General features: G+C 64.7%; 10 protein-coding genes. All 10 read left to right on the forward strand.

Annotated elements, in window-relative coordinates:
* Nucleotides 1-9: 9 nt before the first annotated feature.
* The 10 genes from ACYVHT_RS02915 to ACYVHT_RS02960 all read left to right on the forward strand — a co-directional run bounded on the left by ACYVHT_RS02915 (nt 10) and on the right by ACYVHT_RS02960 (nt 13,620).
* Nucleotides 10-1,449 (forward strand): phage tail sheath family protein, encoded by a 1,440-nt coding sequence (locus tag ACYVHT_RS02915; protein ID WP_460547761.1) that lies wholly within the window; start codon nt 10-12, stop codon nt 1,447-1,449.
* A gap of 187 nt (nt 1,450-1,636) precedes the next feature.
* Nucleotides 1,637-2,074 (forward strand): phage tail protein, encoded by a 438-nt coding sequence (locus tag ACYVHT_RS02920; RefSeq protein WP_208177259.1) that lies wholly within the window; start codon nt 1,637-1,639, stop codon nt 2,072-2,074.
* A 15-nt stretch (nt 2,075-2,089) separates the two neighbouring features.
* Nucleotides 2,090-2,527 carry a phage tail protein gene (locus tag ACYVHT_RS02925; protein ID WP_460547764.1) on the forward strand — a complete coding sequence of 146 codons (438 nt, stop codon included), beginning with the start codon at nt 2,090-2,092 and terminating at the stop codon, nt 2,525-2,527.
* A gap of 114 nt (nt 2,528-2,641) precedes the next feature.
* Complete coding sequence (locus tag ACYVHT_RS02930; protein WP_460547766.1) at nt 2,642-2,842, forward strand: DUF5908 family protein; 201 nt, start codon at nt 2,642-2,644, stop codon at nt 2,840-2,842.
* Nucleotides 2,842-3,537, forward strand: a complete 696-nt coding sequence (locus tag ACYVHT_RS02935) for a CIS tube protein (RefSeq protein ID WP_460547768.1) — start codon at nt 2,842-2,844, stop codon at nt 3,535-3,537. The genes ACYVHT_RS02930 and ACYVHT_RS02935 overlap by 1 nt, the downstream gene beginning before the upstream one ends.
* Nucleotides 3,538-3,737: 200 nt before the next feature.
* Complete coding sequence (gene vgrG, locus ACYVHT_RS02940; protein WP_460547770.1) at nt 3,738-5,516, forward strand: type VI secretion system Vgr family protein; 1,779 nt, start codon at nt 3,738-3,740, stop codon at nt 5,514-5,516.
* 72 nt (nt 5,517-5,588) lie between these two features.
* The gene (locus ACYVHT_RS02945; RefSeq protein WP_460548064.1) at nt 5,589-5,942 is read left to right on the forward strand and encodes a PAAR domain-containing protein; all 354 of its coding nucleotides are present in this window, start codon (nt 5,589-5,591) and stop codon (nt 5,940-5,942) included.
* A 42-nt stretch (nt 5,943-5,984) separates the two neighbouring features.
* Nucleotides 5,985-6,443 (forward strand): GPW/gp25 family protein, encoded by a 459-nt coding sequence (locus ACYVHT_RS02950; RefSeq protein ID WP_460547772.1) that lies wholly within the window; start codon nt 5,985-5,987, stop codon nt 6,441-6,443.
* Nucleotides 6,444-6,445: 2 nt separating this feature from the next.
* Nucleotides 6,446-10,090 (forward strand): baseplate J/gp47 family protein, encoded by a 3,645-nt coding sequence (locus tag ACYVHT_RS02955; protein ID WP_460547774.1) that lies wholly within the window; start codon nt 6,446-6,448, stop codon nt 10,088-10,090.
* Nucleotides 10,087-13,620, forward strand: coding sequence for a hypothetical protein (locus tag ACYVHT_RS02960; protein ID WP_460547776.1), 3,534 nt, complete (start codon nt 10,087-10,089; stop codon nt 13,618-13,620). The genes ACYVHT_RS02955 and ACYVHT_RS02960 overlap by 4 nt, the downstream gene beginning before the upstream one ends.
* Nucleotides 13,621-13,645 lie beyond the last annotated feature (25 nt).

Consider the following 13,645-nt stretch of genomic DNA (forward strand, 5'->3'; position numbering starts at 1 on the left):
ACAGATGGCATGGCAACACTATATAAAACGCCGGGTGTTTACATCGAGGAAATCCCGAAGTTTCCGCCCTCGGTAGCGCCGGTCGAGACGGCCATTCCCGCTTTCATCGGGTACACGGAACAGGCCAAGGAGTTCATGGCCGGCGACCTCACGCTGAAGCCGACGCGCATCAGCTCGCTGGTGGAATACAGCCGCCTGTTCGGCGGCCCGCAGCCCGAAACCGGCATCGACGTGAGCATCGTCGAGAAGCAGGATACCAGCGGGGCCGTCACGTCGCTGAGCACCTCGGCCACGCTCACGGAGGCCAACCGCTCGAAGCACATCATGTACTACGCCCTGCAGATGTTCTTCGCCAACGGCGGCGGGCCGTGCTACATCGTGTCGGTGGGCGGGTACAAGGCGCTGGGGGGAGCACTGGTAGAGAGCGAGCTGGAAGACGGCCTCGATACGCTGCAGAAGGTGGATGAGCCCACGCTGCTGGTGTTTCCGGAGGCGCAGTTTCTAGGGGCCATTGCCGATTTCAAGACCCTGCACGACCTGGCGCTGGCCCAGTGCCAGCTGCTGAAGGACCGGTTTGTGATTATGGACGTGCACGGCGACGACGTTTCGCTGGACGACCCGACGGCCAACCTGCTCAGCGCCATCGGCAACTTCCGCGACGACGGCATCGGCACCAACAACCTGAAGTACGGCGCCGCCTACGCGCCCAACCTGGAAACCGTGCTCGACTTTGCGGTGGACGAAACGGCCATCGACGTGAGCTACACGCTGAACACGAACCCGCCCGCCGCGGCCAAGCTCAACACCCTGGCCACCACCGACAACCGCAAGTACGAGCTGGCCCGGGCCGCCATTCGGGACATGGCCTGCAAGCTGCCGCCCAGCTCCACCATCGCGGGCATCTACGCGGCCGTCGACAACAGCCGCGGCGTGTGGAAGGCGCCCGCCAACGTGAGCGTGACGGCCGTCGTCAGGCCCACCATCGACTTCACCAACGCCGAGCAGGACGTGATGAACGTGGATGCCACGGCCGGCAAATCGGTGAATGCCATCCGGCCCTTCACGGGCAAGGGCACGCTGGTGTGGGGCGCCCGCACCCTGGCCGGCAACGACAACGAGTGGCGCTACGTGAGCGTGCGCCGGCTGTTCATCTTCGTGGAAGAATCGGTGAAGAAAGCCACCGAGCAGTTCGTGTTCGAGCCCAACGACGCCAACACCTGGGTGCGCGTGCAGGCCATGATTGAGAACTTCCTGAACACGCTCTGGCGGCAGGGCGCGCTGCAGGGCATCAAGCCCGAGCACGCCTTTTACGTGGCCGTGGGCCTGGGCAAAACCATGACGGCGCTCGACATTCTGGAAGGCCGCATGCTGGTCGAAATCGGCATGGCTGCGGTGCGCCCGGCCGAGTTCATCGTGCTGAAATTCTCGCACAAGATGGCGGAATCCTGATTCGGTTAGAACGCCACCGTGGGCCGTCATGCTGAGCGGAGGCGCAGCCGCAGTCGAAGCATCTCTACCGCGCCAGTAAATCAATGCCGCTGCAATGAAGCGGTAGAGATGCTTCGGCTGCGCTCAGCAGACCGTTCTTATTCAGCAGCCCGCCCTTCTCCATTCACCTCCAAATCCTCTCATTCTCATGGCACAAGAATATCCATTGCCCCGCTTCCACTTTCAGGTGGACTGGGGCGGCGCCAAAATCAGCTTCACCGAAATCACGGGCCTCGACATGCAGGTGGAGGTGATTGAGTACCGGCACAGCGACAGCAAGGACTTCAACAAAATCAAGATGCCGGGGCTGCGCAAGTTCAGCAACATCACCATGAAGCGCGGCAAGTTCGAGGCCGATTTCGACTACAACGACTGGCTCGACGCCATTTCGAACGACCGGGTGGGCGGCCGGCGCGACGTCGTGATTCGGCTGCTGAACGAGAAGCACGTGCCGGTGGCGGCGTGGTCGGCCACGCGCTGCTTTCCGGTGAAGGTGACCGCGCCCGACCTCAAATCCGACGCCAACGAAATTGCCGTGGAGACGATTGAAATCGCGCACGAAGGGCTGAAGCTGATGAAAATCTAACGCGCCGCTACCGTCATGGTCGACTACTACCCGCCCTGGGGCTTCTACTACAAAGTGGAGTTCAGCATCAGCAAAAACAAGAACGACGTGCGGTTTCAATCGGTGTCGGGCCTGTCGGTGGAGTACGATGTGGAGGAGTACAAGGAAGGCGGCGAGAACCGCTTCACCCACAAGCTCCCCGGCCGCACCAAGTACGCCGACCTGGTGCTGAAGCGCGGCATGCTCACCGACTCGGAAGTGACCAGCTGGTGCCTGGCCGCCTTCCGCGACCGGGACTTCAAGCCCGCCGACATCAACGTGATTCTGATGAACGAGCAAGGCGAGCCGCTGCGCACCTGGAACGTGGCCCACGCCATCCCTAAGAAATGGCTGGTGACGGATTTGAATGCCAACGACAATGCCGTGGTGATTGAAACGCTGGAATTGATTTACCAATACTTCACCATTAAGTAACCTCACCCCCGGCCCCTCTCCCGCGGAGAGGGGAGCCAGACGCGAGAATCGTTGAACGCACCCCCTCTCCGCGGGAGAGGGGCCGGGGGTGAGGTGAAACGTCAGAACATACCAATGCCCATCGAAATCAAAGAGCTGCACATTCGCGTCACGGTGAATGCCCCCGCAGGCGGCGCGGCCGGCGCGGGCGCACCCGCGGCCCCGGGTGCCGCCGCGCCCGCGCCGGCCGGTGGCGGGGCGGGCGATAAGGAAGCCCTGGTGGCCGAGTGCGTGGAACAAGTCCTGGCTATTCTTCACGAAAAAATGGAACGCTGATGGCTGCCGGGGGAAAACTCGAAAAGATGCTCATTCTGGGCTTCGCGGACTCGAAGAAGGCCGAAACCGGCGGCAAGGCCGACGCGGTGGGCTTCGTCGAGGTGCTGATTAACCCGGAAACCTACGCGCACGAGTACAAGCTCAAGTACGCCGAATCGGGCCAGGGCCAGGGCACCAGCGGCAAGGAGTTGAAGTACGACAAGACCGAGCCGGAGGAAATGACCTTCGAGTTTCTGTTCGACAACACGGGCATCATCGACGGCAAGCCGCGCGAAAGCATTGCCGACGAGCTGGCCGCTTTCAAAGCCCTGCTCATTGAGTTCAAGGGCGACGCCCACCAGCCCAACATCATCAAGCTGGTGTGGGGCGACAACCCGGTTTTCAAGGGCCGGGTGCTGGAGCTGAGCATCACCTACAAGCTCTTCACGCCCAACGGCCAGCCCATTCGGGCGGTGGCGAAAGTCAAGCTGCAGGGCACCGTGGAGGAAGAAAAGCGGGCCCGCAAGGAAGACCGCCGCTCGCCCGACCTCACCCACATCCGGCAGGTGAAAGCCGGCGACACCCTGCCCCTGCTCTGCCACCGCATCTACGGCGACTCGCGCTACTACCTGCAAGTGGCGGCGGTGAACAAGCTCGGCAATTTCCGGAAGCTGGCGCCGGGGATGCAGCTGGTTTTTCCGCCGGTGGCGGGGTGATAATGGAACGTCAGGCAGAGCGCAGCGAAGCATCTCGCTCGCGCCGCCTGACGCCGGAACCTCACCCCTGGCCCCTCTCCCCAGGAGAGGGGAGCCTGATGAAATTTCTTCCATTTCTACTCTCCCACCAAACTTACCCGCGCCGCCGCGGCTCCCCTCTCCTGGGGAGAGGGGCCGGGGGTGAGGTCAAACATCAGCACATGCAACCCACCGCCGCTCCTGCCACCATCCCAACTCCCGCCACGCCGGACGTGTGCACGGCGCGGCTGCTGGTGGACGGCACCGAAGTGCCCGGCACGGTACAACTCGTGTCCATTGCCGTGGTGCGGGAGCTGAACCGGATACCGTCGGCCACGCTGCACATTGCGGATGGCGAGGCGGCCAGCGGCACGTTTGCGGTGGGCAATGCCGACTATTTCATCCCCGGCAAGAAGGTGGAAATCAGGCTCGGCTACCGGGCACAGGAGGAAACGGTTTTCAAGGGGCTGGTCATCAAATACAGTGTCAAGATTCGGAATAGCGGCAGCTTCCTGATTGTGGAATGCCGCGACGAAGCCGTAAAAATGACTTCGGGCCGCAAGAGCCACTACTACACCGACCAGAAGGACAGCGACATTCTGGAGGAAATAATCGGACGCTACAGCCTCACGGCCGACGTGGCCGCCACCAGCGCCACGCTGCCCGAAGTGGTGCAGTACGACGCCACCGACTGGGATTTTGCCCTCTGCCGCGCCGAGGCCAACGGCCTGCTGGTGATGGTGGAAGACGGCACCGTGCGTATGGCCGCGCCCGATGCCGGCCAGTCGCCGGTGCTCGCCGTGGCCTTCGGGACCACGCTGCTCGAATTCGATGCCGAAGTGGATGCGCGCCTGCAAAGCCCCGGCATTAAGGCGCACAGCTGGAACGCCGCCGACCAGGAGCTGATTGAAGCCGACGCCGCCGAGCCCAACCTGCCCGGCCCCGGCAACCTCACGCCCACCGACCTGGCCGATGTGCTGGGCGGCACCCCGCACAACCTGCGCCACGGCGGCCACCTCGCCGCGCCCGAACTGCAGGCCTGGGCCGACAGCCGCCTGCTGCGCGAGCGACTGGCCAAGGTGCGCGGCCGGGCCCGGTTTCAGGGATTTGCGGGGGTGCTGCCGGGCAAGGTGATTGAGCTTGGCGGGGTGGGCGACCGGCTGCAGGGCAAGGTGCTGGTGGCCGGCGTGCGCCACCAGGTTGTGGGCGGCAACTGGGAAACCGACGTGCAGTTCGGCCTCAATCCTGAGCCGTTTGCCGAAACCTTCAACCTGCGGCCCATGCCCGCCGCCGGCCTGCTGCCCGCCGTGAGCGGCCTGCACACCGGCATCGTGACCAAGCTGGAAGGCGACCCCGACGGCGAGGACCGCATCAAGGTGCGGCTGCCGCTCATCGGCGCGCAGGACGAGGGCACGTGGGCCCGCATTGCCACCCTCGATGCCGGCAAGGACCGGGGCACCTATTTCCGGCCCGAAATCGGCGACGAGGTCATCGTCGGCTTTATGCACGACGACCCGCGCCACCCTGTGGTGCTGGGTATGTGCCACAGCAGCAATAAGCCCGCCCCCAAGCCGCCCGCCGACGACAACCACGAAAAAGGCTACGTGTCGCGCGCGAAGCTGAAAATGACCTTCGACGACGACAAGAAAGTCATCGCCTTCGAAACGCCCGCCGGCAATAAGCTCACGCTGTCGGAAGATAATAAAAGCATCACTCTCGAGGACCAGAACGGCAACAAGCTCATCCTCGACGACAGCGGCATCACCCTGGACAGCAGCAAAGACATCATCCTCAAAGCCGCCAAAGACCTAAAAATCGAAGGCCAGAACCTCGGCCTGAAAGCCCAGATGAGCTTCAAGGCCGAGGGCAGCAGCAGCGCCGAACTGTCGTCGGGCGCGAGTGCCACGGTGAAGGGCGGCGCGACGACGACGATTAAAGGCGGCATTGTGCAAATCAATTGATGACCAACCCATGCGGGGGCATCACCCCCGGCCCCTCTCCCGCGGAGAGGGGAGCCTGACGATTGAAGCCGCCTGCGCCGCCGTGGCTCCCCTCTCCATCGGAGAGGGGCCGGGGGTGAGGTCCCCTGCCAGAACGAAAACCCCAGAACAACCACTATGCTCCCAGCGGCCCGCGTTTCCGACCTCATCATCAGCCCCGCCACCGTCGGGGTTCCCACGCCCATCATCCCACCCGGCGCGCCCACGGTACTCATCGGCGGGCTGCCTGCCGCCCGCATGGGCGATAGTTGCGGGGCCGATATCATCGTGAAAGGCTCGGCCACGGTACTGATTGGCGGACTGCCCGCCGCCCGCATTGCCGATATCACGGCGAGCGGCGGAACGGTGATGCCACCGGGCTGCCCCACGGTGCTCATTGGCGGTTGAAATCCAGTCTTACTACTTGCTACCAACTACTTATTACTTCCCATGAACAAGCCCTTTCTCGGTCGTGGCTGGTCGTTTCCGCCCTCGTTCACTGCGGGGCTGGGCGGCGTGGAAATGCTGGAAGAAGAGGCCGACATTGCCTCCAGCCTGGAAATTCTGCTCACCACCATGCCCGGCGAGCGGGTGATGTTTCCCGACTACGGCTGCAACACCGAGGAGCTGGTGTTTGAGAGCCTCGACACCACTACCAAAACCCTGATGGCCGACAAAATCGAGTCGGCCATTCTGTACTACGAGCCGCGCATTGCGCTCGAAAAAGTGCGCCTCGATACCAGCCGCGAGCTGGAAGGCGTCATCCTCATCGAGGCCATTTACCGGGTTCGCACCACGAACTCGCGGTTCAACTTCGTCTTCCCCTTCTACAAGCAGGAAGGCACCGACATCAACCAGCCCGGCGGCCCCGCCGAGGCCACCCTCACGCCCCTCCCCGACCTGCGCTAGCCATGCCCGCCGACTGCACCCAGAACACCGACCCGCTCAAGCTCGTGCGCGAAGGCACCAGCCAGCAGCAGCGCGTGCTGGCGGCGCTGGCGCCCGCCTCGGCGCCGCTCAACGAGCGCACGCCCGCGCACAGCATGTTGTTTGCGCAGGCCTACGCCCGCTACCTGAACTACGACGACGGCAGCGGCGCACTGCCGCTGGGCACCTGGGAGAAGTTTTTCGGCGACGACGTGTCGGTGCAGCTGGCCGTGGCCGCTGTGCAGGATGTGGAGCAGTACAAAGTCCGCAACACCGAGGCGTTTGGCTTTCTGAACAACCTCGATAATCAGGGCGACGCGGTGGGTTTGCAGCAGCGGCTGGGCTTTCTGTTCAGCGCCGTGGGCACGCTGGCGGCGCGGCTCGATGCCCTGCAAACAGCTTTGCCGAACGATATTTCGCTCAAGGGGCTGCTGTTGAATCTGATTCAAAGCCAGCTGGCGACGGGCCTGGGACGGCTCATTGCTTACCACAAGGGCGGCGTGGCGCTGGGCTTGATTGACGAGTCAGCCTTGCCGGCGGAGGTGGCCATTCTGGGCGGGCCGCTGGGGTCGTTTCTGTCGGTCAGGACCAAGGGCCTGTCGGCCGCCTGGTGGCCGGCGGGCGCTACCGATTGGGCTGGCTACGAAGCCGGCATTGCCGCCGACCAGGGCACGTATGGCGTGGGTTCCGACTTCGAGCGCATCAACCGGCTGTCGACGCACAACCTGTTTACCAGCGTCTTCGACCAGTTCCTGAAAGTGTATGCCCGCGTGGCCGCCGAAGGCCGGGCGGCGCTGGAAAACACCCTCACCAACTGGGACGGGCACGCGCCGCACTACGCGCTGTTTCTGGCGTTTTTGCGGCTGAACGAGTACGCCCGGCAGGAAACCAACACCCTCACCCAGCGCCACCTCGACTTCTACTACCGCGACATTCTGCGGCTGCGCGAAAAGCCCGCCGAGCCCAGCCACGCCCACCTGCTGCTGGAGCTGGCCAGGCACGTCAAAGCCTACGCGCTGGAGCCGGGCGAGCTGTTCAAGGCCGGCAAAGACGCCCTGGGCAAACCCGCGTTTTTTGCCAGCGACCAGGAATTGGTGGCCAACCAGGCCCAGGTCACGGCCCTGAAAACGCTGTACCGCCACGGCCCCGAAGCGCCCGGCAGCGGCTGGACCGGCGGCCCCGCGCCCACCGGCCGCCTCTACGCCGAGCCCGTCAGCAATTCCGACGACGGTTTGGGCGCGCCCCTGATTTCACCAGACGGCTCATGGCACCCGTTCTACCACAAAATCTACGTTGATGGCGTCTTGACCGAAATCAGGATGCCCACGGCGGAAGTGGGTTTGGCCCTGGCCTCGCACTACCTGTTTCTGGCCGAGGGCACCCGCACCGTCACGGTTGATTTCACCGTTACCGGCACCTTCCCTGACCTGGCCGGCGACGTAGTTTGCCAGCTCACCACGGCCGAGGGCTGGTTTGAAAAGCCCGCTTCGAGCTTCGAAACTGTAAGCGGTAAGCTGCGGCTGGTCATCGAGCTGACGGGTGCCGACCCGGCCATTGTGGCATACAGCGCCAAAACCCACGGCTACACCTTCGCCACCGCGCTACCGCTGCTGCTGCTGAAGCTCAAGCAACAGGCCACGACTTACCAATACGCGCAGCTGCAGGACGCGAAGCTGAGCGCCATCACGCTGAGCGTGGCGGTGACGGGGCTGCGCACGCTGGCCGTGTCCAACGACTTTGGGCCGGTGGATACGTCCAAGCCGTTTCAGCCGTTCGGCGCCCTGCCGGTGGCGGGCAGCTCGCTCACCATCGGCTCGGCCGAGGCGTTCCAGAAAACCCTGACCAGCGCCTCGCTCGACGTGACCTGGCAGACCGCACCCGCGCCCTACGGCACCGCCCCAACCGTAGCCGTCGATTTCCTGACCGAAGGGCAATGGGCCGCTTCCGGCGCAGCCGCCAGCGCCGTGAGCGCCACGCACTTCGCCCTGGCGAATGGACTGGACAGCACCGTGGTGGAACAGCCCAATGCCCAGCCCACGGAGCCCTACAACACGACTTCCCGAAACGGCTTCGCCCGCCTGCGGCTGACCGGGAGCTTCGGGCAGGTGGCCTACCAGACGGCGCTGCTGGCTTTCCTCAGCAAAACCAGCACCACCAATCCCGGCGCCCCACCCACCGGCCCGGTGATGAGCGCGCTGGTGCTGAACTACGAAGCCAGTCAGACCATTCCGCTGGCCTCGGCCGATGCGGCGGCGTTTGGGGCGCGGGTGGCGCGGTTCTACCACGTCGCGCCGTTTGGGCAGGCTGAGCAGCATCCGTTTTTAAAGATTGATGCGCCGGATAACGCGCTGTATCTGCTGCCGCAGTTCAAGCACTTCAACGCCAACGACCCCAGGCTGCCGGCCCGCCAGCCGGTGCCGCACGAGGCCGAATTCTACATCGGCATCAGCGCCCTCACGCCGCCCCAGAATCTGGCCCTGCTCTTCCAGGTGGCCGATGGCACGGCCGACCCGCTCACCCAAAAGCCCTCACCGCACCTGAACTGGAGCTACCTGCGCCGCAACGAGTGGGTGGAATTTCCGCGCGATGCCGTGGCCGACACCACCGGCGAGCTGACCCGCTCCGGCATCGTGACGCTGGCCGTGCCCCGCGACGCCAGCGCCGACAACACCCTGCTGCCCGGCGGCCAGCACTGGCTGCGCGTGGCCGTGGCCGAAAAAAGCGCCGCCGTGTGCCAGCTGCTGCGCGTGGCGGCCCAGGCCGTGCGCGTCACCTTCCGGGACCAGGGCAACGACCCGGCTTTTCCGGCCCAGGTGACGCCGGCCGGCACCATCACGAAAATGGCCCAGCCAGTAGTCGCCGTGAAGAAAGTCGAGCAGCCGTTCGACTCGTTTGGCGGGCGCGGCAGCGAGGCTTCCGACGCCTTTTACACCCGCATCAGCGAGCGGCTGCGGCACAAGGACCGCGCCATCGCGCTCTGGGACTACGAGCATCTGGTGCTGGAGGCTTTTCCGCAGCTCTACAAGGTGAAGTGCCTGAACCACACGCACTACGAATCGAGCGCCGACGGCACGGGCATCTACCGCGAGCTGGCGGCCGGCCACGTCACGCTGGTGGCCATTCCGAGCCAGCAGCTGTGCAACCTGCGCGACCCGCTGCGGCCCTACACCAGCCTGGGCCTGCTGCAGGAAATCAGCGCCTTCTTGCAGCAGCGGCTGTCGTGCTTCGTGAAGCTGCACGTCAAAAACCCCGAGTTTGAGGAAGTGCGCGTGGCGTTTCGGGTGCGGCTGCGCGAGGGGTTCGATGAAACCTTCGCCGTGAAGCAGCTGCAGCAAAGTATCACGCGGTTTTTGTCGCCCTGGGCCTTTGCCGAAGGGGCGGGGCCGTCGTTCGGTGGCAAAATCTACAAGTCGGTGCTCATCAACTTCATCGAAGACCAGCCCAGCGTCGATTACGTCACCGATTTTCAGCTGTTCCACCCAGTTTCCGGTCCGGCCGACCGCACCGAAGTAAGCGGCACGAAGGCCGTTTCCATCCTGGTTTCGGTGCCCGCCACGCAGCATAGCGTTCTGGTAATCAACCCCGCGGAGGAAGAAGCGCCCCACGAAAACTGCCCCTGCACCGCATGAGCCGCCAACCCGTCGTCCTGCTGAAACAGCCCACGCTGAAGCCCGCCGAAGACTTTTTCCGCCTTCGCCGGGAAGGTATTGGCTTTATCGAGCAGATGGGCAGCCAGCAGTGGACGGATTACAACGCCCACGACCCCGGCATCACCATTCTGGACCAGCTGTGCTATGCCATCACGGACCTGGCCTACCGCCTCGGCTGGGACATCAAGGACCTGCTGGCCCCGGCCGTGCCCGCGGCCGACCCCGCGCAGCCATACCCGCACCAGGCGTTTTTCACGGCGCGCAATATCCTGACCGTCAACCCGGTCACGCCCGACGATTTCCGCCGCCTGCTCATCGACCTGGACCGCGTGCGCAACGCCTGGGTGCTGTGCAAAGCCTGCGGCTGCGACCTGCCCTACTACGCCTGGTGCGAAAACGACGAGTTGCACCTCTCCTACCGCAAGCCCGCCAACCCCGCCCTCGCGCCCCAACCCGTGGAGCCGCTGGGCCTTTACGAAATCCGCGTGGAGCTGGAAGCCGACCCGGATTTGGGCGATTTGAACGACCGGAAAATCGAGCAGACCTACACCGTGTTCGACGACGACGGCCAGCCGCAGCCCGTGACGGTGGAGCTGCATTTTCCGGAATGGGGCCTCGAAAAAGGCGCGGAATGGGACCTGTTTCTGGCCAGCGAGGATGCGTTTGCAGGTGCTAATGGCGAAAGTATCAGCCTCACGCTCATCAAGTTCAACCGCAGCAACAACCCCGCCGACCAAAGCGCGCTGACCGACGACGCGCTGCGGCGCAACTGGAACAACCTGTTCTACGCTACTTTCGAGCTGGAATTGCTGCCCGGCGGGCCGAAGCTAACCATTGAAAACGTGACCTTGCGCCTGTTCGGCAGCATGGCGGCCAAAAACCTGACCACCGTAGCCCCCGGCGGCGCGCCCGGCACCGTGGGCCTGCAAGCGCTGCTGGCCGATGCCACCGCCACCGGCCCGCTGCCGCGCTACCGCCGCAAGCAGCTGCGCGTAGCCGCCGCCGTGCAAACCGCCAAAGCCGCCCTGCACCAGCACCGCAACCTCGACGAAGACTACTGCCGCGTGAGCCGCGTGGATGTGGAGGACGTGGCCGTGTGCGCCGACGTGGAAGTAGCGCCCGACGCGGATATTGAGCGCATTCAGGCCCACATCTGGTTTGAGATTGAGCGGTATTTCAACCCACCGGTGCCGTTCTACTCGCTGCCGGAGCTGCTGGCCGAGGGCTTACCGGTGGAGGAAATTTTCAACGGTCCCGAGCTGGCCAACGGTTTTATCAAGGCTGAAGAGCTGGCGGCGGCTGGCCTGAAAAGCGTGCTGCGCGTGTCCGACCTCATCAACAGGCTGATGGACATCGACGGCGTGGTGGCGGTGAACAACCTGCTGCTGAGCAAGTACGACGCCGCCGGCAACCAGGTAAAGGGCGCAGCCGACCCCATCTGGACCAACGGCCTGCCGGTGTTCGACCCCACCAAAGCCAGCGCGGCCTGGCTGCTGTTTGTGAGCAACCAGCACCAGCCCCGGCTGCATTTCCACCTGTCGCGCTTCCTGTTTTACAAGAACGGGCTGCCGTTTTTGCCGCGCCGGGCCGAGGCGCGGGCCACCCTCACCCAGCTGCGCGGCGAGGCTGAGCGCGCCAAAGTGGCCCACGCGCCCACGGATTTGGACGTGCCGCCCGGCAATTTCCGCGACCCCGAGGGCGATTACTCGCCGCTGCAAAACAGCTTCCCGCGCACCTACGGCATCGGGCCGGAGGGCCTGCCGTCCACGGCCTCGCCGCTACGCCGGGCCCAGGCCAAGCAGCTGAAGGCGTACCTGTTGGCTTTTGAGCAGCTGCTCGGCAACGCATTCGCGCAGGTGGCGCACACCGCCGACTTATTCTCGCTCGACCCCGCCATTTCGCAGACCTACTTCAGCCGGCAGTTTAGCGACGCCGTGCTGGGCGGCTACTCCGATTTGGTGAACGGGCTGACGCCGGCCGTGCTGGGGAATCTGACCGAGACGCCGGCCGAGTTCCGGGAGCGCCGCAACCGCTTCCTCGACCACTTGCTGGCCCGGTTTGGCGAGTCGTTTCAGGACTATGCGCTGCTGCTCACCAGTCTGGAAGGCCAGCAGGTGAGCCAGCAGCAGCTCATTGCCGATAAAATTGCCTTCCTGGAAGCCTACCCCGTTATCAGCCACGACCGGTTCCGGGCCTTCAACTACGCCGAAAATCCCGCCGACCCGGCCAACGTGCCGGGCCTGAAGCGCCGGGTGAGCCTGCTGCTGGGCTTCGCGCCGGGCTCTGATTTGGACCGGTTTATCGTGGTGGAGCACCTGCTGCTGCGGCCCAAGTTTCCCGGCGATGCGCTGTTTCCGGCCTGCTCCGATGGCGGCTGCACCACCTGCGGCGACGAGGACCCGTACTCGTTCCGGCTCACGTTTGTGATGGCGGGCTGGGCCGCGCCGTTCAGCGAAAACCTGGATTTGCGCGGATTTGCCGACCGCACCGTACGGCAGGAAACACCCGCGCATCTGCTGGCCAAAATCTGCTGGGTGGGCAATGACGGCTTTGTCGAAAACCCCTGCGACCCGGTGGTGGCCGAGCTGGCCGACCTGCTGGAAGCCAGGGGCCTGACTGCCGACGGAACGCGGCCCGATTCGGCCGAGGCCTGCGCCTGTTCGCTGGCCATCTACACGGCGTTCAGCGCGGCGTTCCGCACTTGGTACGAAGACAAAACGCTGACCTACACCCAGGCCGATGCCCTGCGGGCCGCGCTGGAGCAGGAATTCACCGACCAGATTACGCCGGCCGGGCTGAGTTGCGCCACCGTGCTGGACGCCGCGCTGTGGGCCGAAATCATGCCCCGGATGGTGAAGCATTTTCAGTTCATTGCGCTGTACGGCTGGCAGTTCGAGCGGTTTGAGGACGCCTGGCGGGGCTGGCTGACGGCCAACGCCGCCCTCGACTGGCCGGCCGAGCGGCTGTCGGAGCGCGTGGAGGCCATTTTGCGCAGCAACCTGCTGGCCGCCCCGCCCACCACGAACGTGGACGACGAGCTGTGCCGCCGCGCCACGGCCATCCTCACGCAGTTTGGCCTGAATTTCTACGACTGGCTGGAGGCCAACCTCACGGCCGGGCGCACCCTGCAAAATCTCACGGCTTTCGCGCCGCAGCCGGTGGTGCTGGCGCCCGGCCTCAGCTTCCGGCCCGGCACGGCGGCGGCCCTCGAAACGCTGCTGAAAGCGCGCTACGCTACTTACGTGGAAGTTTCGTACCGCCTGCGCATGGTGGTGAGCCTGCTTGGCAAGCTGCGCAATACCTACCCCGGCGCCACCCTGCACGACTGCGACGACGGCAGCGACCAGAATCCCGTGCGTCTGGGCAGCACCGCCCTCGGCAACTACCCGCTGCGCCGCCAGCTGGTGCCCGCGCCCGACACGCCAGCCGCTACCGACCCCGAGGCCTCGCCCTCGACGCCGGCCCCGGCCGCGAAAACGCCCAAGCCGCGCCGGCCCCGCAACGCCTGATTCGTCATCCTAACTGTTTGAATAA

Source organism: Hymenobacter daeguensis (assembly GCF_054780555.1).

What these genes read in the sequence shown, in the direction of transcription:
- ACYVHT_RS02930 (WP_460547766.1), top strand. Translation starts at nt 2,642, where the DNA reads ATGCCCATCGAAATCAAAGAGCTGCACATTCGCGTCACGGTGAATGCC.
- ACYVHT_RS02925 (WP_460547764.1), top strand. Translation starts at nt 2,090, where the DNA reads ATGGTCGACTACTACCCGCCCTGGGGCTTCTACTACAAAGTGGAGTTC.
- ACYVHT_RS02950 (WP_460547772.1), top strand. Translation starts at nt 5,985, where the DNA reads ATGAACAAGCCCTTTCTCGGTCGTGGCTGGTCGTTTCCGCCCTCGTTC.
- ACYVHT_RS02955 (WP_460547774.1), top strand. Translation starts at nt 6,446, where the DNA reads ATGCCCGCCGACTGCACCCAGAACACCGACCCGCTCAAGCTCGTGCGC.
- ACYVHT_RS02960 (WP_460547776.1), top strand. Translation starts at nt 10,087, where the DNA reads ATGAGCCGCCAACCCGTCGTCCTGCTGAAACAGCCCACGCTGAAGCCC.
- ACYVHT_RS02935 (WP_460547768.1), top strand. Translation starts at nt 2,842, where the DNA reads ATGGCTGCCGGGGGAAAACTCGAAAAGATGCTCATTCTGGGCTTCGCG.
- ACYVHT_RS02920 (WP_208177259.1), top strand. Translation starts at nt 1,637, where the DNA reads ATGGCACAAGAATATCCATTGCCCCGCTTCCACTTTCAGGTGGACTGG.
- vgrG (WP_460547770.1), top strand. Translation starts at nt 3,738, where the DNA reads ATGCAACCCACCGCCGCTCCTGCCACCATCCCAACTCCCGCCACGCCG.
- ACYVHT_RS02915 (WP_460547761.1), top strand. Translation starts at nt 10, where the DNA reads ATGGCAACACTATATAAAACGCCGGGTGTTTACATCGAGGAAATCCCG.